The sequence below is a fragment of the Ruegeria sp. HKCCD4315 genome, from assembly GCF_013112245.1.
GTDB lineage: Bacteria > Pseudomonadota > Alphaproteobacteria > Rhodobacterales > Rhodobacteraceae > Ruegeria.
Genome location: NZ_WVRN01000001.1, coordinates 210615 through 234301, shown reverse-complemented (window position 1 = coordinate 234301; position 23687 = coordinate 210615). Strand labels below are relative to the sequence as shown.

Here is a 23687-nt window from a genome sequence, read left to right as displayed (position 1 = left end):
TACATCGGTTTTTTTCAGAAGACGTTGCTGGAGATGTGGAAGCGCAAGCAATCAACGGAAGTTTAAACTCAAACACCGACTGGATATGCTTCCATCTCGGCGCATCAGATCGGTCCAGTCGGCCTAAGATTGTCTCGGGTTCAGCTTACAAGCTTGGAGTGTGGGCTAAACCGACGGATTCCGCGCGTGACTTGTCCTTCGGGAATAATGTTCGCTATGTCAATTCCGCCCGGCTTCACGGGCGGCCCATTCCCGACCTTCGACCGACCTTGAGGATGCTGCGTCGTGGCCCGTCAGACCAGCCATTCGCTGCGCTTGGAAATTGGAGTCCGAGTGAACTGAAAGTTCGCGGACATAGTCGACTTCTGAAGTGAGCGGACCCTTGATGGCCTAGCGGGGCATCGTTTACGGGACATCGCCTCAAATCGACATCAGCCAACGCTTGAAGGTTCTCACAGTGACACGATCTTGATCTCCGTTTCGGCAGACGAAATAGAGGCCACGGTTCAATGACACGCGGCTTTCATCCAGGCGGACCAGCCGACCAAGCTTTAAATCTCTCTCCGCCAAGAGGTGTCTCGCCAAGGCCACGCCTTGGCCGTCAATCGCAGCTTCCAAAAGAACAGCACTGTCCACGAAATTGATGTTCCGCGCTTTGATGCGATCCGCGTCCAGGCCAACTTGTAAGGCCCAATGGTCCCAACCCGCATTGAAGGTATCATGCAACAAAGGGTATTTTGCCACCTCTCCGGCACGCATTGGTAGCTGCTTGTTTTCTACAAGCGAAGGCGCGGCAACGACGATCAATTCCTCTTCTCGGATTTGCTCATGATAAAGCCCGTCCCAATTGGGTTCCCCAAACCGCAATGCGACGTCGACATCGGATCTGTCAAAATCTGCAAAGGCATCATTCGTGTCTAGCAACAGGGCGATTTCCGGGTGCTCTTGCTGAAACGAACTCAGCAATGGCACAAGCCATTTGAGAGCCAGCGACGTCGACAAAGACACCGTGATCGACTGACGATGATGAAAACGCTTCACCTCTGTCACACCCAACTGCAAAGCAGAAAACGCCCCACGTGTTGATTGATGCAGGCGTTCCCCGGCGTCGGTTAGCTCAACGCCATTGGGGTGACGATGAAAAAGCGTTACGCCAAGATGTTGCTCTAGCAATTTGATCTGTCGACTGATCGCCCCATGAGTGACATTCAGCACGTCCGCTGCTCTGGTCAGGCTGGAATGGGTCGCAGTTTCGTCAAAAGCCTGAAGGGCGCGAAGGTGTCTGAGATTTTCAGCCATGTGAGAAAAACTAACAACCTTATCAGATAAACTCGATAGGCATCATTGGTTACAAAGAGTTATAGCGGGGTCAATCTAAGAAATCTCATGGGTCTGATTGATCGAGGGTCGCATGTCCGAACTCAAAGTTGCGCTGATGACAGGTACGGGCCAAGGCATTGGCCGGGGGTGCGCCATTGAAGTGGCAAAGGCGGGCTACAAGGTCTCGCTGATGTCGCCGTCCGATCGCTCGATTGAACTGGCGGAAGAACTTGGTGGCATCGGCCGCCGTGGCTCGGTTTTGGATGTGGACGATCTGCAGGCGATGGTTGATGACACCATGCGCGCGTATGGTCGGATTGACGCTATTGTCAGCAATATGGGGCACGGTGGTTCGGTACCCGAGGCCATCAAAACTGTTGGCTTCGATCCTGATTTTGACGGGCCGCTTTTGGAACTGAGCGACGAGCTGTGGCACGAAAGCCTGGATATGTATGTGCTGAACGTTGTGAAGATTGCTCGCATCGTCACGCCCATCTTGATCGAACAGGGCGGTGGAGCGTTCGTAAACATTTCCTCCATGAACACAATCGAACCTCGCGCGCCCTATCCCATGAGCATGTTGCGCGGTGCTTTGCACAGTTTCTCAAAGCTCTACGGGGATCGCTATGCGCGGTACAACATTCGCATGAACAACCTACTTCCCGGGTTCTGCGAGAATGTGAACCTGTCCGAGCGGGCCCGTATGGAAATTCCCGCGCAGCGGGCGGCAACATTCGAAGAAATTGGCCAGACATGCGTGTTCCTCGCAAGTAAGGGGGCCCGATACATCAATGGTCAGAGTATACTGTCCGACGGCGGCATGAACCGCGCAGTCAGGTAGAACAGAGAGAGTGAAATGATTGTCAAAGCACTCAAAGACATTCTTGGAACAGAGCGGGACGTCTCTGGACCAGGCTGGAACAGCAGAAGGTTGCTTTTGGCCTCGGATGGCATGGGGTTCACGCTCACTGACACGCTCATCGAAAAGGGTGCCTCGCTTGAGCTTGAATACACCCACCATCTGGAGGCTTGCTATTGTATCGAGGGCAATGGTCGGATCAGAGCCGCCGACGATGAACCCTGGCATATCCTAGAGCCATTCACCCTTTACGCATTGGATCACCATGACCGGCACGTGGTGCAAGCCACAGAGACCGACCTGAGACTTGTTTGCGTCTTCACCCCACCTCTCAGCGGGCGCGAAGTTCACCGCGAAGATGGAAGCTACAGCGTCGAAGCTGAACCTGAGTAGATCGGAGCAGAACGACAAAATCCGACCGCAAAGCAGCATGAAGCACCTCGTCCTTCACTCGGCCATTGCAGCAATCGCCTCGGGTTGCCGTCGCGCCGTGCACATTCGAAGCGGCTTCTTTGGTCCCAGTGGCTTCACCTGATCAGAATTTGGCCGCGTGCATTTAAGTGTCAGACCTGTTGAGTAAAAACGCTTGTATTCACTTGTCGGATCGGTTGGTGACTTCGGCCCGGAAAAGGTCCGACTTTGCGACAACCAAATACGGCGTTTTCCGGATAGCTGAATTCTTCAGTCGGCTTGATAAAATCATTTTTAGTCTGATGTGACGACGGTCCTGACGATCGCCACGAGCAGACATCAGTCAATTAGCATTTCGGAAAGTTCACCTGCTCCTTTTTGCAGGATGTTCAGAAAGGACAGCAGACTGTTGACATCGTGACGTTGGGTTGGAGCATGCACCGAAAGTGTGCCCACCAATCTGCCTTGTCCATCACGAATGGGCACAGCGATGGCCGTCATTCCGGCCATGAATTCCTCATCATCTGTCGCGTAACCCTTTTCAGAGATTCCGCGGATTTCGTCGCGTAGTGCTTTAGGGTCCGTTAGGGATCGTTCGCTCTGGGGTTGCAAATTGCCTGCAGAGAGAAATCCATCCAACGTCTTCTGACGCAGAGTAGACAGGTACATCTTGCCGCTGGCTGTACAATGGAAAGGTACCTGAGTACCGATAGGCAATTGGATGCGTAGCGGCCATTTCGTTTCGACCCGGTCGAGGTAGATCATTCCTTCCCGGTCCGGGATGGCTAAGTTGCAAGTCTCACCAACGTTTTCGGCGACACTGCGCAAGATTGCCAATCGCGCCGTGCGCAGGTGTTCGGAGGACATGGTATTGACCGAAAGCAACCGCAGCCGGTGCCCAGGGCCGTATGAGCGGCCATCCAGATCTCGCTGCAGGAAACCTTCGGCCTCAGCTGTTTGGAGCAGACGGTGAACTGTGGGCTTCGCCAGCCCCAAAGTCTCGATCAGGTCTGCTGGTTTGATGGCGACCCCACGCCGCGCCACCTCCTCAAGGATAAGAAGAAGGCGCAGGTTGGTCGGGATCTGAGTTTCTTTGTCTTGGGTTTCCGTCTCGGCCATCCCGCAACATTCTAGTTATTTGGCAGCAGGATCAAGGCCAGATCGGGCACAAGCGACACCAAGATCCATACCGACAGCAAAGCCGCCAGATAGGGCACAGTGTATCGCAAGAGGCGGAAATAGGGCACACCCGTCACGCCTGATGCCACATAGAGGTTCAAACCGTAAGGTGGCGTGATGAAGCCGATAGATGCGCCCACAAGGAAGATCACCGAGAAATGGATCGGGTCTATTCCAACCGAGGCCGCGATTGGCGCGAGTATCGGCGCAAGGATGATCGTCACTGGCAGGCTTTCCAGCACCATGCCTGAAAAGAAGACAATCACCATCGAGGTAAACAGAACCGCGTGGTAGCCGCCCATTGAGGTTACAAAGTTCCCAATGGTTTCTTGTGCCCCCAGCAGCGACAGGATTTGCTGCATCACCACTGAAATTGCGATCAGCGGTGCAAGGATGCCTGTGATCTGGGCTGACCGGATCACAATTGACGGGATCTCGGGGATCGTAAAACCTTCGACCACGAACATCTCGGCATAGGTTTTTTCGGTAGGTGAAATGTTGTTGCGAGCGCCCATCAAGCGATTGATCGGATAGCTGACCAAGCCTGCAATCACGCAAAATCCAACAGTCACGCCAGCCGCTTCGGTGGGTGAGAATTTACCGGTATAGATGCCCCACAAAACCAAACCGATGGCAAAGAAGCCAAGCCAAGCGCCGAACGCGGTTTTCAACACCCGATTCAGTTGCAGCGGGATAAGATACCCCCAGCCATTCATGCGGCAGATGATCCAGCAGGCGAATTGCATCCCCATGACCATCAGCGCGCCGGGCAGGATACCCGCGACGAACAGCTCCGAAATCGGCAGGTTCATCAGGAACCCATAGACAATGAAAATAATCGACGGCGGAATGATAATCCCCACCGTGCCCCCCGCCGCCGCAGTGGCCGCGCTGAACCGCTCATCATAACCGCCCTTGACCATCTCCGGGTGCAACATGGAACCAATGGTGGCAGTCGTGGCCGAGTTTGAGCCCGAGATAGCGGCGAACAACCCGCACGCCCCCAGCGATGCCATCGCCAACCCGCCACGTATCCAACCCAGACACGCATATGCGAAATCGCTGAGCCGCCGCGCGATGCCGGATTTGTTGATCAGGTCTCCGGTCAGGATGAACAGCGGCATCGCCAGCAGGGCGAAACCCTTGTTGAAGACGTTCAGCAACTCGGCACCCATATTGTCGAGCGTCAAGCCAAGGACAAACGAACAACCGATGACCCAGTAGCCGATGACCAGCAGAACCGGCACGCCCAGCATGAATAGAAATGTGACCCCAACCGAGATCAGTGTGACCATGGTTCCATCTGTCATTAGTCTGCTCCGATCACGGCCTGTTTGATGAGCGGTTCGCCAGTTTTCCAGTTGTGCAGATCATCCGCGAGGTTTTGAAACACGCGCCCTACCATCAAGAAGAACGACAGCGGCGCAGCCAGAAGAAACCACCACTGCATGACATTGTCGGTACCCAGTACGATTTGGAAATTTGACGCGGACAGGGCGACCAGGCGGGACGTGGTGACAATGACGATCACTGCAAAAATAAACCACAAAACCGCATCAAGGATCAGGCAAGCGAGTTGCCCTGCCCTCGGCATTGCGGTGCGGAATTCGCTAAAGCTCAAGTGCGTACGAAGGCGTACGTTGTAAGATGCGCCAAACCAAGCCATGACCATAAACAGCAATGGCGGAATGGTCGTCGACCATGGTTCTTGATCATTGAACACGAAGCGGTCGATCACACCCCAGAAGATGATCAGTGCAATGGCAAGATAGGAATAAACCATCACTGATCGTTCCAAATGACGTTCTATGAAGGGCACCTTTCTATAGAGCAACATGACCAGAAAACCGCCAAGTGCCGAGACGACTGCACCAAAAACCCAAGCAGCGTCAGATTCCAGAGCGGATTGAATCTCGAACGAATCCTGGCTGAGAAAGGCGCTGAAGATCGCGCCTATGTCTGCCCATAACGACATGTACCCCGTCCTCCCAGTCGGTGTGTTTTTGGAACCGGCCCGTTTGGGGCCGGTTCACATCAGCTTATCAGGCTTGGCCCATCCACCAACGGCGCGGCTCTACGTTTTCTGGCAGGGTGTCAGCCGGAATTTCACGCGCGATGTCGTAGATTTCCTGATACGTATCGATGCCGCCCGCCCATTTGTTCAGGCGTTCACGCCACTGCGCCCAAGGTTCAGGGTTATAGTTCGGTGCGCACATCTCTTCGGCCAGTTTGATCTGATCGTCCGGCAGGAAGGCCGGGCGGACACCGTTTTCGGCAAAGATCGTGTTGGGAAGCTGCGGCTCCGAGAAGCCAACAGTGTTCAACAACGCGGCCTCATTCGCACCTTGGATCAACGCCTGAGTGAAGTAGGAAGACTCCATCACTGCGTCCTGCAACTCGCCCCCGAGGCCGTCGAAGACCTTGGCCGACATCGACGTATGCTCGGTGCCACAGAAGAACTTCAGGTTCACCGACTGCGAAACCACCGGTGCCATATTGGCGTAAGCCACGGCGGAGGCCCAAGTTTCAGCCCCGTCAATCAGACCGGTTTTCAGCGCATCCAGCGTCTCTTCCCAGGCCACCGGAACCGGGTTCAGGTTCAGCAACTGCATTGCGATCCGGCCCAACTGCGTGCCGGTCACGCGGTTCTTGGTGCCGAACAACTCTTCCAGCTTGGTCACCGTAGGCTTATCGGCAAAGGTTGAGCCCATTTGCAGGCCACGCAGTTCGCAATGGGTAAAGAGGAACTTCAGCCCATGCCGTTTCTCCAGGGGTTCGCGGAGAATGCGTTGGCTCGCAGGGCTGTAGAAGAAATGGTACTGCGCCGCACGGCTTGGGAACATATAGGCGTAGTCCAGCACGTTCAGGTAAGGCGCGCCACCAGCCGAGTTTTGGGTCGAAGCAGCGTATATATCGACGATTCCCTGCTGGGTTTTCTCAACACAGCTGAGCTGTCCACAGATCTGATTGTCGCCGATAAACTCGATCCGAATCTCACCATCTGTTCGTTCTTCCAGATCGCGCGCAAACTCGATAGCTCCGGCGCGTTCGATCAGAAGGTTGCGAGTATTAAAGCCTGAAGCGCCAAACTTAAGCGTGTGTTTGGGCTCTTTCGAAAACCGTTTTTCGTACGTGGATTCAGCTGCTTGCGCCAGGTTTGCCAAGCTCATCACCCCACCGAACCCGCCTGCTGCCAGCAGAGTCGAACTCATGCCGTAACGACCTGCCACGCGGAAGAAATCCCGCCGCGAAATCCCACTCAGTTTCTTACCGATCTCCATTGCTTACCTCCCTGATCGCAATTATTGAGACTTTTTGTATCAAAAAATGCTAGTATAATTCGATCAACTTGCATAGAGTTTTTTTCAGCGACATTGGGAGGAGGCAGTCATGGAGGTGGATTATGCGGTTGTTGGCGCGGGGTCGTCGGGCTGTGTTATCGCCAATCGGCTAAGCGCTGATCCCAACACGACTGTCGCACTGCTAGAAGCAGGTGGCCGCGATACCAACCCGTGGATTCACATTCCTGTTGGTTACTTCAAAACCATGCACAACCCCTCGGTCGACTGGTGTTACCGCACCGAGCCTGACCCAGGTCTGAACGGTCGATCCATCGATTGGCCGCGCGGCAAGGTGCTGGGTGGGTCGTCCTCTCTAAACGGGTTGCTCTACGTGCGCGGGCAGAAAGAGGACTATGACCGCTGGCGGCAGATGGGAAACGAGGGCTGGGGCTGGGACGATGTGCTACCGCTGTTCAAACGCTGCGAAGATCAGGAACGCGGCGAGGATGAGTTTCACGGTGTGGGCGGGCCGCTTTCGGTGTCCAACATGCGCATTCAGCGCCCGATTTGCGACGCCTGGGTCGCGGCGGCGCAAGCGGCAGGTTATCCTTTCAACCCCGATTACAATGGGGCCGAGCAAGAAGGCGTCGGCTATTTCCAACTGACAACCCGCAATGGCCGCCGGTGCAGTGCTGCCGTTGCCTATCTGAAACCCATTCGGGATCGACAAAACCTGAACATCATTACGAACGCTCTGGTAACGCGCGTGGTTCTGGAAGGGAAAAAGGCAACCGGTCTGGTTTACCGGGATCGTTCCGGCGTTGAGAAGACCCTGACAGTCCGACGTGAAATCATCCTGTCCGGCGGAGCGATTAACTCGCCACAGATCCTGATGCTTTCAGGGATCGGAGACCCAGACCACCTAAAGGAAAATGGCGTCGAGCCGCTGCACGCCCTGACGGGTGTCGGAAAAGGGCTACAGGACCACTTGCAGGCCCGGCTAGTATTCAAATGCAATGAGCCGACGCTGAATGATGAAGTCCGCAGCCTTTTTAATCAGGCGCGCATCGCCCTGAAATACGCATTGTTCCGTGCAGGTCCTATGACCATGGCGGCCAGCCTTGCCACCGGTTTCATGAAAACCCGGCCAGATGTAGAAACGCCCGATATCCAGTTTCACGTCCAGCCTTGGTCCGCTGACAGCCCCGGCGAGGGTGTTCATCCGTTTTCAGCCTTCACCATGTCGGTCTGCCAACTGCGCCCGGAAAGCCGGGGAGAGCTTTGTTTGAACGGTCCGGATCCGACTAAACATCTCAAAATAAAACCGAACTATCTGTCCACTGAAACGGATTGCCGAACCATTGTTGACGGGGTGAACATCGCGCGCAGAATAGCCAAACAGAATCCTTTAGCCTCGAAAATATCAGAGGAGTTTCGGCCAACGGCTCAGCTGAGTTCCGACGACTACGAAGGCACGCTGGACTGGGTAAGGTCAAACACCGCATCAATCTATCATCCTACCGGCACTTGCGCGATGGGAAGCACCGAAGCATCAGTCGTAGATGCAAAACTAAAAGTACACGGCATAGCCAACTTACGTGTGGCCGACTGCTCGATCATGCCGGAAATCGTCAGTGGTAACACCAATGCGCCAGCCATCATGATCGGCGAAAAGGCCAGTGATTTGATAAGAGCGGATGCCTGAAACAACAACGGGTAAGGTGTTTGACCCGTCGGTTTGATTGTGTGTTCGAGCCAAGCGTTTACGGGAGTAGGAGGAGTAGGATATGAACCTCTGACCTTTTGGTTTTGATCCTGCGGATGTTAAGGCTTCGAGCAATTGATTTTGTGGATCAATTGTAGTTTGACCGGTCTGTGTTGGGATTTTCCGACACTGGTTGCGGGAGCAGGATTTGGCCTTCATCGCACAACCGTCCTTCGAAGAAAAGGAAAGTAGACTACATCTCGAAACACAATCTGAGGCTCCGAAGCAACCCAAGTGTCGAAAGCCTCCAAGCGACCGACCAGCAACCGCTCTTCACACTAAAGAAATCCAGCGTTCTAATAAATTCGAAACCGCAGGCAAGCTGCAGTCCAAGGGTTCTTTGGCTCAGCGGTCAATCCTCTCGATTGGATTTGGCTCACTAAGTAGGGGCCACTCAAAAAGGAAGCCACCCCGCTAACATTGGATCACCGAATTACGTGAACCGAACACTTGGCGTGGTGCACGACTCTGTTCGCAGTGGAACCTAAAAATATGTCCTCAAAACCAGGCTTGTGCGAAGCCAAGACGATGCAATCCGCGTCGCTCTCATTTGCGAAATCGACAATAGCCCTACCCGCGTGCCCAGAGATGAGCCGAGCCTTCGCGCCTGGAATTTCAGAAGCAGTTTGATGCAGGTTTTCCAAGATTTCATGCCGCGTATTGGCAAGTAATTCGCTGGGAATTTGAGACCCTACATACGCCGGAATTGGTTCTTGGACGTGTATCACGGTGAATACAGCGTCCGCATCAGCCAATTGGCGCGCGGCTTCAAACGACGCTTGTGTGTCGTGTTCTTGGTCCAGAGCAACCGGGATCAGGATATTCTTGTACATTTGACCTCCTATCTACTGCTCCGATGATTCCAGTTTGGTTCCTCGGCAGCAGGAAATCTATACAGGCTCGGACTTTGAAGATTTCCCCGCGCTCTTTGTAGCGGCTACAACATCATCAACTGTTTTCTCAACAGCTTCAGCTTCGGTTTCAGCGACATAAGATGCACAGCGGGACACGGTTTCGAACCATTCCTGAGCGTCAGCAACCAACCGCTCCGCCGAATGGCGCTGCCACTCCGCCATGCTCTGAAAGGCTTTAGAGGGATCGGACGGGTTCGTGGAAGACACATTGCGTGCAGCTTTTAGAGCCGTCCGGACCGCCTCATGACGCCGTTCGAACCAATGCTGCGCAAAGACCTCTGTTTCTTCGAGCAATTTTTCTTGCGCGTCCCAAAATTGTTCGATCTGGGCACCGAAGGCCGGATTGCCAGACATGGGTGGCTGCATTTGCTTGAAAACATCCAAAAGTGAGGTCGGGCTATTTGTGTTAGATTTCTTTGTCGGCATCGAAAAATCCTCCTCATTCCCTGAATAGGCTATTGTGCCACCTGCGGCGCGCTTTCGCCTTAATACAGATCAAAATCCCTTATTTTTATTACCCTCGGCATAGGCCGCAACGGGACACTCGCATTCTCTCCGACATCGGTTCCTAGAGGGCAGCGTTGGAGTTAGAGTAGTCTAGACAAGAACTTAACGTTTGGATTTCTATGCACATTGCCGGCTTTCTGATTACTCTTGGTGTTCTCTTTCTTGCCGGATTGGCGGCCGACCAACTAGGCCGGGCCACGCATCTTCCTCGTGTTACAACCTTACTGTTCCTCGGTCTGATCGCCGGGAACGCCGGAATGGGGCTAATCCCACTCGACGTTGCCATGTGGTTCGACGAGATTTCCATTGTGGCTTTGACGATGGTCGCGTTCCTTCTTGGCGGATCTTTGACCCGCGAGAACCTGGTTCGACATGGCCGGGCCATTCTGACGATTTCGATTTCAATCGTGGTTGCAACCCTTGTTATCGTGTCTGCTGGATTGACCGCAATTGGTATGCCGTTTGGATTGGCATTGGTGTTGGCGGCAATTGCCACAGCTACGGCTCCGGCCGCCATAACTGATGTGATCAAACAATCTGGGGTGTCTAACAGCTTTACCGAGACATTAAAGGGCGTCGTCGCAATTGATGACGCTTGGGGTCTGATCGTTTTCAGCATCGCCCTGGTTCTGGCCGGTCATTCGGATGGTTGGGCCAGCATCACCGCCGCAGCGATGTGGGATTTCGGAGGCGCCATTGTTTTGGGTGTCACCTTGGGCGTTCCGTCCGCTTACCTAACCGGCCGTTTGAAACCGGGAGAGCCAATGCAGGCAGAAGCAGTGGGCATCGTCTTTCTTACAGCGGGTCTCGCGCTTTGGCTGCAGGTTTCATTTCTAGTAGCAGGCATGGTTGTCGGCGCAGTGATTGGGAATCTTGCCCGCCATCACGACCGTGCTTTTCATGAGATCGAGCACATTCAGTGGCCATTCATGATCCTGTTCTTCCTTTTGGCTGGCGCCACGTTGGAAGTTGAAGCCTTCGGTTTGATGGGCTGGGCTGGTGCTCTTTTCCTATTCTTACGTGCCGTGGCCCGCCTTGTCGGAGGTTACTGCGGAGCAAAACTGGGCGGCCTGCCTCGCCGTCAGACCCGCTGGTACGGTCCCGCTTTGTTGCCACAGGCTGGTGTCGCGGTAGGTATGGCCCTTGTAGCCGGAGAGCAGTTTCCGCATTGGGCCGCGTCGATCATGGCCTTTACTCTAGCCAGTACTGTGGCCTTCGAGGTGTTGGGGCCGCCACTGACTCTCATGTCAATCAAACGCACGGCTGACACGGACCAGCAGATTGGTCAGTGACTATTCAGACTGGATCGATTCAAGGAAGGCGAGCAAATTCGCCAACGGCAGGCCTACCATCATAGGTTGCCCATTAGGTAGAGCCACTGCGATTTGCTGGTCTGTTTCAAACACCGCGCCAAAGATTGGCATTTCGCCCCCATGGGCGAGCAATTGTGAACGACCATCAATCTGTTCAGCTATGCGATCTATCGGAAACACTCCGTCGTTCTCGCCTGCCAATTTGGTAAGGTCAGGTGTTCGAATAGCCAGCATTTCGGCCATTGGCCCGTCTCCGGTCGCTTCGAAACCGTGACATTGCCAGCAATACGTCCGGTACAAATCACTTCCCTCACTGACGCTGACCTCCTGCGCTAGTGCAGGCTCCGTGCCTAACAGTGCCAGTAGAATCCCTCGATAAACCTGCATATTCTCCTCCAAATCTCTGCCACAAATGAAGATCCCATTAAACAGTATAGCTAAGGAACGTCTTTGACCTTGCTCATGTTGTTCGCACCAGTACGAACATTGCCGTTTCAGTCGAATAACGTTTGAGCACGCGCCGAATCCAATCCAGCCCGGCCTCCAACTACGCAACCTCGTCATCGACCTCACCACCCTTGCGCCCAGACGGCACTCCTTCCAATGCGTTCAAATGCAGACGAATTCGCCAGAGGTGATAAGACACTCGATGCAACCATCTGAGGGCATCCAAGCGCGCCCAGACCACGTCGTCCGGCAGACTGTCAGTCGCAGCGTCAGAGATGAGCAAGTCTCTGCGAAGTTTCCTCTGTCGTCGCAGAAAACGGCGAACGCGGTTCAGCGTAATTTCACACTCCACTGGGTCGTCGATTTCCAAATAGCCATCAGTTGCTGCAATCATCACCGAAGCAAGCCGCTTCAACCGCCAGTCTTTTGGTAACTCGCTTATCCGATCATCTTGGCCACACCGGTAAAGCAACCGGTCAAGATGATCCAGGATATGGTACATATCCTTGATGTTGGATATCTCTGCGTCGGGCATGCTGGGCAGTTCTATTTTGTCCAGATACGAGCGGGCTTCGGACACGGCGGTCTGAATGTTATCCCGACCAAAATCGATTCCGTTTGTCTGAGATGCCCCCAGACACGACCGAAGGTGCGCCAATTCGGCCCTTACAATGCGTTCGACTGCAGCCTTTGCCGCATCCACGGCTAATTCCGGCATCCCAAGGACAAGCGGATCCAGAGATCTCGTTAACTCAGCACCTCGGTCAGGTATAAGCGCCTCGACAAATCTGGCGAAGGGTTTCGCGAACGGCAAGATCAGCGCCACGCCTATGGCGTTGAAGAAACTATGGAACGCGACCAGCGCAGTCAGAGAATTTCCGGCCCCCGCCCCGCTTGCAAACACCGAAGTAAATGGACCTAGCAAGAAAAAAGCCATTGCTCCTGTCATCACGTTGTAGATCACATGAGCAAACCCGGTTCGACGCGCCATCGTGCCCCCGCCCAAAGTCGCCAGAACTGCCGTAAAAGTCGTGCCCACATCCATTCCAATGACGAGAGCTGCTGCTTGAGGGAAGTTCACAGCACCCGCGCTCAACGCAGCCAATGCGGTCGCAACGCCAGCGCTCGAAGACTGCGTCACCATCGTGATAAGCACGCCTATCAATACAAGCTTCAGCCTGCCTAGCAGTGTATCTGGCGGGAAATCGGCAGGAGTCACTATGCCGCGAAATACGTCAAGCCCGGACTTGAGTTGCTCGATCCCAATGAAAATCAAGCTGAACCCGGCCAACGCCAGCCCAAGGCCGGAAACCGCTTTTCTTCCCGAAAGCGCCAGCAAAGCCCCAACAAAAACAACGGGCAACATCACTTGCCCCAGGTCTAGCTTGAACCCCAAGAGCGCGACGAGCCAACCTGTCATAGTCGTTCCGATATTGGCCCCAAAGATGATCCCAAGCGCCTGTGGAAACGTGAGAAGGCCAGACGCGACAAATCCTACTGCCGCGACAGTCGTTGCACTAGAAGACTGGATTGCAGCTGTCGTGACCGCGCCTGTTATCGCCCCGGTAAACGGTGTCGACGTGAACCGGCCCAAAATATCTCGTAATTGCGCCCCTGCCAAAGCCTTCAAACCGTCCGTCATCAACAGCATGCCGATAAGAAAAAGGCCGATGCCACCCAAAGCTGGTAACAGGTTCCAGAACATCGCGAATAGCTTTTCACCTTTGATCTGACATTGCCGAACATTTTAGCTTTGCCTTTAAGTTCGACGGTGTTCGACAATTGGTTTGCATCCAGCATCGCAACCCCGACACTGCAAGTTGATTGACATAGATCAAAGCACCAACATAAATCACATACTGAAATGCGAATGTTTCAACTTGTTCTACGTTCACCGACCTGTCCCCAAGCGAACACTATGGTGAACGGAATTCTGTAGGAGTGGAAGTTCCACCCACGGGGGCTCGGCAGAAGTGGTGGCGAGCCCCCAGTTGGTTGATTGGCGCCCAATGCGCCCACACGTTGAGACACAAAGCATTCGGTGCAGCTTTGACCATAGGATTGAGCTGCTCCGCCAATCGCGGAAAGTAACGAGAAGGACGCCACTGACGACGTTCTGAATGGGCAGTTGGTGGAAATCGCTTATGAGCTCTGTTGATCCAAACGAACAGAAACTCAGACGGGCCCTTACTACCCCGTTGCTCACGCTTTATGGCCTTGGGGTAACGGTCGGAGCGGGCATTTACGTTTTAGTCGGTGCAACAGCTGACATTGCCGGACCGTTTGCGGCGTTGTCGTTCGTTGTAGCCGCGCTCGTCGTATCACTGACCGCGCTTTCGTATGCAGAACTCGCAACACGATTTCCTGTCAGTGCAGGTGAAGCAGCCTATGTTGAGGCGGGATTTCAGAAAGGATGGTTGGCGGTTTTCGTAGGGCTCGCGGTCGCGGCTTCGGGGGTTATCTCTGCCTCTGCCGTTGCAATTGGCGCAGCATCATATCTTCATGCTTTGACCGGTTTTGCGATTCCTGTTTTGACCATCAGCGTCGTTTTGATAATGGGCCTAATCGCGCTTTGGGGGATCACTGAATCGGTCTTTGTTGCGGCCGTCATTACGATCATCGAGATCGCAGGCCTTCTCTTTGTGATTGGCTGGGGCATGTCGGTTCAGGATCCGCAGGGATACGGGATCAGTTCGATGCTTCCGCCACTTGAATTCGACACGTGGAGAGGCATTTTCGCAGCATCACTTCTCGCCTTCTTTGCATTTGTTGGCTTCGAGGACATGGCCAATGTCGCGGAAGAGGTCAAAGACCCCGTGCGCACCATCCCAAAAGCGATTTTACTAACCCTCGTTCTGGCGACCATGTTGTATCTGGGAACCTCAATGACGGTTCTACTTGTTGTTCCGATCGACGTTCTCTCGACATCCGCAGCACCCCTCGCGCTTGTGTTTTCAAACGCCCCCGAGGTGATCAAACAGGGCTTTTCCGCGGTCGCGATTGTGGCGACAGTCAATGGAGTACTGATCCAGATGATCATGGCCTCGCGGGTGATCTACGGCCTAGCTGACCGTAACCATTTACCGAAGGTTCTGGCGATTGTCCCAAAAGCAACTCAGACACCAGTTATTGCTACTTTGCTGGTCGTGGCGATCATCGTTTTGCTGACCCAAACTATACCGATTGGTACTCTGGCAGAGCGCACGTCTCAGATCGTTCTAGGCGTCTTTGTACTGGTCAATATTTCGCTTATCCTGCTGAAGATGCAGCCGGACGAGGCCGCCAAGCATTTCCGCGTTCCTATTGTGGTACCGATCCTTGGGGTGATCACCAGTGCATTGCTATTCGGATCTGGATTTCTCTAACTAGACACAACGACCCAAAGGCTTCGACGGGCTGCCATGGCAAATGACGACTGACCAAACTTCAATAGGATCAAAACTTTCGGCCTGGTGGCATAGAACGTTTGTAGATCTGGTTCAGCAACTGCAATGGTCGTATTTACCGCCATTGATGGTCTACTTCGCTGCCGGCGTGTCCGGCCTGACCTCGGTCGTCGGAGCTTTTTTCCTCAAAGACTATCTAGATTTATCCGCCTCTTTCGTTGCTGGACTTGCATTTTGGGCTGGTATCCCGTGGATACTCAAAATGCCGCTTGGCCATGTCGTGGACCTGTTCTGGCGCTGGAAGTCCCTGCTGATCCTGTTTGGCGCATCCCTGATCACGTTGTCATTGCTAACAATGTATGGGCTTGTGACCGCGCCTGCACAGATGTCCAGTTTCATGCCACTGGAAGACTGGTATGTTGTTGCCTTGCTGTTGGCGCCTTCGGGCTATGCCATTCAGGACGTTGTTGCCGACGCCATGACGGTCGAGGCGGTTCCCAAGGTCAACCAGCACGGCCTCCCGTTTACACCTGAAGAAACCCGTGCACAGCACACGACAATGCAGACCTTGGGCAGAGTCTCGATCATTTCCGGGTTTGCGGCGGTTGCGGCTGTGAACATCTGGATTTTCTCTGGAACCGAAGATCTGCAAAAATCCGAGCGCCTCGCGCTCTATGGCCTAGTGTACCTAGTAGCACTGGCCATACCCGTGTTGTCGGTCAGCGGAGTCGTTCTTCACAGCTTGATCCAGCGTCAACGTGTCCAGCGGGGACACCCGCCCCACACACCGGACGCAGTCACAGAAGTCAAATGGTCCATATTGCTCGGCGGTCTCGCATTCGTGGTGCTCAGCATCGTTCTGGGAACCGCTGATTTCGAATATGCGCAGGAAACAGTTTTCGCGGTTTCCCTGACGGTAATTCTGTACCTCATGTCGCGCCTGCTCAAAGAGCTGGAACCGGCCCAAGCCAAAGCCTTAATTGGGACAGCGACAATCATTTTTGTTTTCCGTGCCGTTCCTCTGCCGGGACCAGGCCTGACCTGGTTTGAAATCGATGAACTAGAGTTCGATGAGCAATTCTTAGCAATCTTGGCTTTGTTGACTTCGCTGCTGGCGCTGCTGGGGTTAATTGTTCTGCGACCATTCATGGCCAACCGCTCAATTGCGCATGTGGTGATATTGCTGACAATCGCCGCAGGCATACTCGCCCTGCCTAACCTTGCTCTCTACTACGGCATTCATGAATGGACAGCTGAACGTACTGGCGGAATTGTAGACGCAAGATTTATTGCCATTCTCGATACAGCGGTTGAGTCGCCGCTTGGGCAGATCGCCATGGTCCCGATGTTGGCTTGGATTGCACGCAATGCCCCAACTCATTTGAAAGCGACCTTCTTTGCCGTGATGGCATCGTTTACCAACATGGCATTGTCGGCCAGCAGCCTCAGCACCAAATACCTCAACCAGACATACGTCGTCACGCGCGCTGTCACCAAGCCCGAAACCGGTGAGGTCACGTCGACTGCGGACTACAGTCAACTTGGGTACTTGCTGATCTCCGTGGCCCTGATCTCAGTGATCGTTCCACTGGTCACTGTGTTCTTTGTTCAAAACTCGCGCTTCCGAACGAGCGAATGATCACTGGCTTTCCACCTCTCCTAGCAGAGTTCTGAGATGTGAGACCGGGACGCCGATGTTTGAACCACCAAACTCGGGCAGGATCGCAGCATTGATGGCAACGACCTCGCCCCTCCGATTCAATGCTGGCCCTCCACTCCCACCGGTCGTAGTCTCAGCGTCATAAACGATGGCGCTCCCACTTATCCGCGCGACGATCCCCCGGCTTGCTAGCGGGTGAATCTTGCTTTGAGTAGAAAGCCGGGACGCAATCGACCAAAAGTTCAACGTTCCTTCTGCCTCCAGTTCCTCTAGAAAGCCCGGACCAGCCTGCGCGATCAAAGCTTTCAAACCCGTTGGATATCCCAACAGATAAAGCTCTTCACCAACGCGCGACGTGGCATCCGCCAACGGAATTCCGAGGTCCTGAACGCGGCTGGGCTCAACTGCCAAAATCGCCAAGTCTGCGGCTTCACTGAACCGGACCAAACGCGCCTCTATTGGATCCGTCTGATCAGGCAAATAGGCCAGCAGCCTCAACATCTCTGGCTCAAGACCAGCTTCTCTCAGCGCCTTCTCTTGGTCCCCTGATGTCCACGGCAACGCAACATGGCGGTTGGTGGCCATCAACGGCACTCCAGCGATCAAAAAGCCCGTTCCGGTGAATTGAAATTCTGCAGGTTCGCCGGTCCCGTCCGGTTCGATCCAAGGCTGGCCAAACGGGGTTTTCAGGTTTTCTCCGTTAGGTCCCAACACATGCCGTAAAATCTTTCCGCTTTCCACGTGGCGCAGTCCGTAAGCCCCCTGAAGGAAAGCGACCGATCGAGTGGAGGCGGCGATTACCCGCGTTGGCGCTCCCGCCCGCTGCTCCAAGGTTCCAAGACGCTGTTCGGTCGAAAGAACTTGGTTTTCAAAAGCGTCACGCAACGAAGCCAGGTCATCAGGCGTAAGTGCATCTTCTCGCGTCTGGGCGAGCATAACCGCTACCGCTTCGATCTTACGGGACTCCTGTTCGATACTATCCGCCAAGCGCCGGTCGTTCTGGAAAAGCAGGTACCCAAACCCCGCAATCACAAGAAGCGTTGCAAGAACTGTGATCCTGAACAGTATCGTGGTCTGAGACGCAAGCCGCCGCCCACTATCGCGCAGGGCGCCAGACATCTTTTTAGCGAAAGGTCGGCGGCTCGCTCGGGCGTAGGCATATGCGTCACTAAAGATATCTTCGACCGTATGGTGCGCGGGAAATGAGTGATCGCACAATCTGTATCGAGACATAGGGCCCTTTTCGCCAAACTCGATCATGTCGCCATGCCTCAGAGACACCGATGAGGCTTTTTGTCCGTTTACCCATATATTACGCCCTGCTGACGCGGTTATTGTGTAACCGTCGTCAACCCACTGTAGGGTCGCAATATCGTTATCATGCGGAGGCAGGTTGTCTTTAGGTCGAAGGCTTAACACCCTGCTATCGTCAACAGAAACGGTCAGGGCTTTATCGACCAGCCAGTTCACGTTTCCGCGCGATGGTCCGGTCAGGCTCTCCAGAAAGGCCCGCACCTCACCTTCACCAGCATGTCCTGAGGGTGTCATGCCACTCTCTTCTGGTTTTCGCATTGTGGCCCCCTACCCAAACGCGTGAGGGCATTCTACCACGCTTCAACGCCAAACCCATGGCCTGGTACGAATGTGCAAAAAACACATTTGTACAGATACTTGCGGTGCCCGCGCGGATTCAACCAAAGACACTTATCAGGACGCAACTCTAAGAAGGTCGATCCACGATCGACCCTCTACTTTGCTCTTTTCAAGCACTGTATCGATCCACCAAACCGTCTATTTCGACGATACCTTGATCTTGCGGCTTGGATCCTGAGGCTCAGTCTTCGGCATTTCGATATGCAAAACGCCTTTGTCGAATGTTGCTGAAATCTTGTCGATTTCAACAGTGTCTGGCAGCGACATGGCTCTGGAAAAGCTGCCATAGCTTCTTTCGCTGACACGCAGATCGCCCGTTTCGTCATGCGCAATCTTCTTCTGACCACGCAGGATTAGCCTGCGATCCTTGATTTCAATTTCCACATCATCCTCTTCGAGCCCTGGCAATTCAGCCGTCAGGACAATCGCAGAATCCGTTTCTTGGACATCGATTGCAGGTGAAATCGCACCTGTCATGTCAAGAGACGGAAAACCCGTGCGTTGCGCAGCCGTTTCCATTGGTAGGAAAGGTGATCCTCCCCCGAAAAAACGCGACATCAGGGTTTCCATTTCACGCCGAAAGTTGTCGGAGAGCGGATGCGTTCCAGTGAAAAGTTGCGGGGATTTTTTGTCTTCTAGCATTTTTTGAGCCTCCTCCTTTGGTCTGATTTCGCGCGCTCAACATTATGACAGAAAAAGCCGTCAAGGACCTTGATCTTGCGCAAGCATGCAACCTCATCCGTCGCCAGATCGCACGCACCGGTTGAACGAACAGAAACGGCAAACATCGCCCACCAAGCTTGCCATGTCGTGGTGGATTTAACACCAATCTCAGTAGTCTTGATCGGAACCCCAGGTCAGCCTAGCGTTTATTTTGAATGAGCCCGAGCTGCCTAGCTTTAGCACAGTGGAGCGAAACCGTATGAAATGGCCTTATCTGGCGCTGATTTACGTTTTGCTGATCTTGGCTCCCTTGGGTTTTTCTTGGTCTCTGGGATGGCCACCACGATCCTTTCATCAAGAGCTCGCGTCCGGGCTTGGAATGCTTGCGTTTTCAATAATCTTAGTCGAGTTCCTGCTGTCTGGGCGGTTCAGGTTCAGCTCTTCCGGCTTGGGTATGGATGTGACCATGCGAGTGCATCAGTTGATGGCGCGTACAGCACTCGGCTTTGCGCTGATACACCCGCTTCTGTATCAGGGTACGCCTTCTGGCGGACGCCGACCGTGGGATGAAACAAATCAAATTACGATTTCAACCGACTTTTCAGCGCTGGTATCGGGCATCGGCGCATATTTTTTACTGTTCATTCTAGTCGCCTCGGCAATTGCCCGTAAATCCCTTGATTACAAGTACGAAACATGGCGCCTCTTTCACGGGCTGGGAGCCTTGGTGATTGCTTGCCTGCTGTTGCACCACACGGTCTATGCTGGGCGCTACGGTGGGCATCCGCTATTGGCGTATCTCTGGCTTACCCTGACCAGTATTGCAGTTGGAACTGTGCTGTATGTCTATCTCGTTCGGCCTTTACGTCAGAGGAAAAGGCCATGGCGCGTCACTTCTGTGTCTCGACTAACACCGAGGCAATGGGAGTTGCGCATCAAGCCAGATGGTCACAACGGACTAACCTTCGAAGCAGGGCAGTTTGCCTGGCTAAATGTCGGCCACAGTGCTTTCTCGCTGCACGAGAACCCATTCTCGATTAGTTCAGCACCAGCCGAAGGCCCCGAAGTTTCATTTCTAATAAAGGAACTTGGGGATTTTACATGCAGTCTCGGACAGATCGCTCCGCAAACCCCAGTCTATCTGGATGCCCCACACGGGAATCTGTCGATCAGCCACCGCCCTGAGAAAGGCATTGTTCTTATCGCAGGTGGTGTCGGGATCGCGCCCATGTTGAGCATTATGCGTCAAGTTCGACTGAGTAGAACACAGCGCGGTCTCAAGCTTATCTATGGCAACCGGGTGGAGGAGCAGATTGTTTTTCGACAGGAGTTGTCCAAAGAAGAAACAGTATATGTTCTATCCGAACCGCCAAGGGATTGGTCCGGAGAGACAGGCTTGATCGACGGTCCCCTGTTGGATCACAATTTGTCTTCTGAACAATTTGAAAGCTGGCTTTTTGTTCTCTGCGGCCCCCCTGCCATGATGGACGCCGTCGAAGATCATCTGATCGCACGGGGCACCGCGTCCCACCGGATTTTGTCTGAAAGGTTTGACTATGATTAGACTGCTCAGAAACCTGCCCACACGCAAACAGGTGAAGTTCGCAGTTTGGTGCATCAGTTTCATAGTCTTCATCGCTGTCTTGGCCTTTTCCTTACGGTAGCCAGGCAGACTATTAAGCCTTGGCTAACTTCAAAACTATCAGTCGAAAAAGGCTGATTTGCTTGGAGATGTATGTCGTCGCGAACTTCCTCAAAAGACATAATCTGCGAGGACAGAAAAGGAGTTTCACAACTCTCCCAAGTAACGCCTTTGATGGAGATCAAGGGCAAACCAAGCCACTTATTCATAATCAGCAATCTATTCAGACCGATTTATGGGAGGATCGGAATGACCGTACTCATCGCCTTCGCTACAGTCGAAGGCCAGACAGAAAAGATTGCGTGTTTCATCAACGATGTCGCGAAGAATGCTGGTTTCAACGCAAAGCTGATCAATACCGATGAAATGTCCAGCCACGTATCACTTGACGATGTGGTCAAGGTTGTTCTTCTGGCCCCTGTCCACGAGCGTAGGCATCCCGAGTCATTCGAGGCTTTTGTCGCTTCAAATAGAGACGCCCTAATGGAACGAAAGTCTCTCGTGCTTTCCGTCGGTCTAAAAGCTGCTTTTGCGTCAGGTCGAGAAGAAGCACGCGACTATCTTGACGAAATGCTTCTTCGAACAGGTTTTGAACCAAATGCGACGGCTTTGATCGCAGGCGCGGTGAGGCCCGAAAACTACGGGTATTTTGAGAGGGAGATCCTTAAGCACGTCGTCTTGCTCGGTCGAAAAATCGATCCACGAGAAGGAGCAAGGGAGTTTACTGACTGGGATGAGCTAACGTCAATTGTGATAGATTTCCTTGGCGAAAACGGTCGGGCGAACACGCTTCAACCTCCAGCAAAATCTTAAAAAATGGTTTCTCAAGTATTTACCGATGAATTTTAATAGTTTTGACTCCCAGAAAGTCACAGTCGTCGGCTCACTTCATCAGTGTCCTAAAAGCACTGGTAAACTTGTCTGCTCCAACATTGCTTGCGTCGTGCCCCCAAAAACTGACTCTCGCAAATGGGAATGCCCATAAGCTCCCATAACAACGAGATCGGCCCCCGCTTCGCTTGCTCGTTCTTGAATGCAGTCTGCAATTGAATTTCCCCCGCACTGGAACTGCGACACGGTCACGTCGCAACCGTGATGGCCGAGCCATTCAGCTAGGTCATTTCCGGGCACGCTACCTTCTAAGTCCTCAGGCGACGGGAAATCAAAACACCCAATCACAACTTCATTGGCCGCCAGAAGAATGGGTAAGGCTAAATGCGTCGCCCTAGACGCAGGCAAGCTGTCATTCCATGCCAAAAAAATGCAGTCGCGTTGGGCAAACGGATCTCCATTGATCATCAGAGCGACAGGCGAATGAAACAATACTCCGCACGCGATCATGTGAAATAAATCGGGATCTCTTCGCAATCCAGCGTCTAGAAAGGCGATATCGGAGCATTTGGCTTGTTCTGCTACAAGTTGCTGTAACTCTGCTCCAGGCCCCATAAAGGCAACTACATTTGCCGATACGTCCCGCCCAACCAGAAGCGCTTCAACTCTAGTGGCGCGAGACTTCAAGGCGGCATTTTTCGCGTGAAGAACGTCCAACCAATCTGAGGGCAGACCCGCCTCAACGAACTTGTTTGATCCATACTTCAGGTAAGGCAGGCTAGGTAACGCCGCGATCAATACGCAATTCAAGTGGTCGTTCTGGATACGGGCAGTATCAGCGCATTCCAAAATCGACGCGTCGTCAGCATCAACTCCTACATAATATGCCACTGTTCTGTGTCGCATTCCCGACCTCCGTCCGGAATTTCACTTCGCCCGAAAGCCGTGCGCATTGATTGAACCAACAAATAGCCGATGTTGTTAGTCGCTTATCTTACTTCGGCAGCATGAAGAACTCTTCCAATACAATCTTGCCTTCCGCCACCGAATACACTGCGATCTCACGCAGGGCCATACGCTCACCCGTAGCCTTCTGAATCACTTCAGCTCTGAAGCGCACTCCAAAGCGGTTGGGTGGGTGGACGTAGGGGCCGTCCACTTCTAGTTCATTGATTTCATGCGATGCCAACCAATCCTCTCTTTTTCCCTTGATGGCTTCGCGACCCTTTGAAACGCGGAATTGTCGAACCGGAGGCACAACGGCCTCTATCGACTGTGCGTTTTCCGCATACATTTCATCAACACTTCCAAGGCCCCTGCGCTCACGCATGGCCTCGACGAAGGATCTACCGATTTCAATTAACTCTTCCATGAATCCCCCCTGAGTTACCATGGAGTGTACCACTTCTTGCCCGCTCAAATCTTGACAAGGATCAATGAGCACCTGAGGAAATGAAATGAGGCCAATTCGTACTCAACTCTGCTCAGCCAGAAGTAACACACTTAATACCGCGCCACATTCGCATCAATCTACAGGAAAGGCGGACAGCGTCATCACGCTAGTGTCGCAGTTGCTATTTGGTTTTTAGTCAGTTCGACCGTGCATTGGCGGCGGGTTGCAACCTAAAGCTGCCATGGAGATGTAATAATGCTATACAAGAGGAAGTACTGAGGCGATTGCCACGGCCGTTTTTTCCAAAAACACATCTTCGCCCTTACTTGCCAGACAATATCCGGCCCCCGCTCCTTCCCCCCGTCATGCGAGAGAAGGCCCTTCGCTTTCAGGTTCGTATCCGCGCGATGCCTTTTGTCGGAGGCCAGCCGCTTCCCCGCAGGTTTCTCACCTACCCCGCTTT

21 protein-coding genes are annotated in these 23687 nt (G+C 53.5%); 8 read left to right on the top strand and 13 right to left on the bottom strand.

All coding sequences use genetic code 11. The features are described from left to right. Positions 1 to 420 precede the first annotated feature (420 nt). Positions 421 to 1299, bottom strand: a complete 879-nt coding sequence (locus GS646_RS01085) for a LysR substrate-binding domain-containing protein (protein ID WP_171183731.1) — start codon at positions 1297 to 1299, stop codon at positions 421 to 423. A 112-nt stretch (positions 1300 to 1411) separates the two neighbouring features. On the opposite strand from GS646_RS01085, the gene GS646_RS01080 reads away from it, so the two are divergent. Together GS646_RS01080 and GS646_RS01075 are read left to right on the top strand one after the other, a co-directional pair. Beyond that, a complete protein-coding gene (locus GS646_RS01080; RefSeq protein ID WP_171647445.1) occupies positions 1412 to 2161 on the top strand; it encodes an SDR family oxidoreductase in 750 nt (249 codons plus the stop codon). A 15-nt stretch (positions 2162 to 2176) separates the two neighbouring features. Beyond that, on the top strand, positions 2177 to 2572 hold the full coding sequence (locus GS646_RS01075) for an ectoine synthase (RefSeq protein ID WP_171183728.1): 396 nt from the start codon (positions 2177 to 2179) through the stop codon (positions 2570 to 2572). A 357-nt stretch (positions 2573 to 2929) separates the two neighbouring features. Here the strand turns inward: GS646_RS01075 and GS646_RS01070 are convergent, their stop codons facing one another. From GS646_RS01070 to GS646_RS01055, 4 genes are all read right to left on the bottom strand, one after another. Next, complete coding sequence (locus tag GS646_RS01070) at positions 2930 to 3709, bottom strand: IclR family transcriptional regulator (protein WP_171183727.1); 780 nt, start codon at positions 3707 to 3709, stop codon at positions 2930 to 2932. Positions 3710 to 3720: 11 nt separating this feature from the next. Beyond that, complete coding sequence (locus GS646_RS01065; RefSeq protein WP_171096759.1) at positions 3721 to 5079, bottom strand: TRAP transporter large permease; 1359 nt, start codon at positions 5077 to 5079, stop codon at positions 3721 to 3723. Then, positions 5079 to 5744, bottom strand: a complete 666-nt coding sequence (locus tag GS646_RS01060) for a TRAP transporter small permease (RefSeq protein ID WP_171183725.1) — start codon at positions 5742 to 5744, stop codon at positions 5079 to 5081. The genes GS646_RS01065 and GS646_RS01060 overlap by 1 nt, the downstream gene beginning before the upstream one ends. Positions 5745 to 5811: 67 nt before the next feature. Further along, positions 5812 to 7050, bottom strand: coding sequence for a TRAP transporter substrate-binding protein (locus GS646_RS01055; RefSeq protein WP_171647447.1), 1239 nt, complete (start codon positions 7048 to 7050; stop codon positions 5812 to 5814). 109 nt (positions 7051 to 7159) lie between these two features. On the opposite strand from GS646_RS01055, the gene GS646_RS01050 reads away from it, so the two are divergent. Beyond that, on the top strand, positions 7160 to 8755 hold the full coding sequence (locus tag GS646_RS01050; protein WP_171183721.1) for a GMC family oxidoreductase: 1596 nt from the start codon (positions 7160 to 7162) through the stop codon (positions 8753 to 8755). A 485-nt stretch (positions 8756 to 9240) separates the two neighbouring features. On the opposite strand, the gene GS646_RS01045 is transcribed toward GS646_RS01050, so the two are convergent. After that, positions 9241 to 9648, bottom strand: coding sequence for a universal stress protein (locus tag GS646_RS01045; RefSeq protein WP_171183719.1), 408 nt, complete (start codon positions 9646 to 9648; stop codon positions 9241 to 9243). 57 nt (positions 9649 to 9705) lie between these two features. Beyond that, a complete protein-coding gene (locus tag GS646_RS01040) occupies positions 9706 to 10155 on the bottom strand; it encodes a phasin family protein (protein WP_171183717.1) in 450 nt (149 codons plus the stop codon). 200 nt (positions 10156 to 10355) lie between these two features. Between GS646_RS01040 and GS646_RS01035 the strand changes: the two genes are divergently transcribed. Then, entirely contained in the window at positions 10356 to 11528 is a 1173-nt protein-coding gene (locus tag GS646_RS01035) for a cation:proton antiporter (RefSeq protein WP_171183715.1), read from the top strand. Here GS646_RS01035 and GS646_RS01030 read toward each other — a convergent pair whose 3' ends face one another. After that, positions 11529 to 11936, bottom strand: coding sequence for a c-type cytochrome (locus tag GS646_RS01030; protein ID WP_171183713.1), 408 nt, complete (start codon positions 11934 to 11936; stop codon positions 11529 to 11531). A 160-nt stretch (positions 11937 to 12096) separates the two neighbouring features. Beyond that, the gene (locus GS646_RS01025) at positions 12097 to 13701 is read right to left on the bottom strand and encodes a Na/Pi cotransporter family protein (RefSeq protein ID WP_171183710.1); all 1605 of its coding nucleotides are present in this window, start codon (positions 13699 to 13701) and stop codon (positions 12097 to 12099) included. A 439-nt stretch (positions 13702 to 14140) separates the two neighbouring features. On the opposite strand from GS646_RS01025, the gene GS646_RS01020 reads away from it, so the two are divergent. Further along, the gene (locus GS646_RS01020) at positions 14141 to 15361 is read left to right on the top strand and encodes an APC family permease (RefSeq protein ID WP_171183708.1); all 1221 of its coding nucleotides are present in this window, start codon (positions 14141 to 14143) and stop codon (positions 15359 to 15361) included. Positions 15362 to 15644: 283 nt separating this feature from the next. Further along, positions 15645 to 17021: a hypothetical protein gene (locus GS646_RS01015; protein ID WP_371732005.1), complete on the top strand. Its 1377-nt coding sequence runs from the start codon at positions 15645 to 15647 to the stop codon at positions 17019 to 17021. Here GS646_RS01015 and GS646_RS01010 read toward each other — a convergent pair whose 3' ends face one another. Continuing rightward, on the bottom strand, positions 17022 to 18590 hold the full coding sequence (locus GS646_RS01010; RefSeq protein WP_171183704.1) for a trypsin-like peptidase domain-containing protein: 1569 nt from the start codon (positions 18588 to 18590) through the stop codon (positions 17022 to 17024). A gap of 243 nt (positions 18591 to 18833) precedes the next feature. Further along, positions 18834 to 19253 (bottom strand): Hsp20/alpha crystallin family protein, encoded by a 420-nt coding sequence (locus GS646_RS01005; protein WP_170697089.1) that lies wholly within the window; start codon positions 19251 to 19253, stop codon positions 18834 to 18836. Positions 19254 to 19617: 364 nt separating this feature from the next. On the opposite strand from GS646_RS01005, the gene GS646_RS01000 reads away from it, so the two are divergent. After that, a complete protein-coding gene (locus tag GS646_RS01000) occupies positions 19618 to 20922 on the top strand; it encodes a ferric reductase-like transmembrane domain-containing protein (protein ID WP_171679253.1) in 1305 nt (434 codons plus the stop codon). 327 nt (positions 20923 to 21249) lie between these two features. After that, positions 21250 to 21813 carry a flavodoxin domain-containing protein gene (locus tag GS646_RS00995; protein WP_171183699.1) on the top strand — a complete coding sequence of 188 codons (564 nt, stop codon included), beginning with the start codon at positions 21250 to 21252 and terminating at the stop codon, positions 21811 to 21813. A 78-nt stretch (positions 21814 to 21891) separates the two neighbouring features. Here the strand turns inward: GS646_RS00995 and GS646_RS00990 are convergent, their stop codons facing one another. Together GS646_RS00990 and GS646_RS00985 are read right to left on the bottom strand one after the other, a co-directional pair. Beyond that, entirely contained in the window at positions 21892 to 22737 is an 846-nt protein-coding gene (locus tag GS646_RS00990; RefSeq protein WP_171647451.1) for a universal stress protein, read from the bottom strand. An 88-nt stretch (positions 22738 to 22825) separates the two neighbouring features. Next, positions 22826 to 23203 (bottom strand): nuclear transport factor 2 family protein, encoded by a 378-nt coding sequence (locus GS646_RS00985; protein WP_171183693.1) that lies wholly within the window; start codon positions 23201 to 23203, stop codon positions 22826 to 22828. Positions 23204 to 23687: the final 484 nt, after the last annotated feature.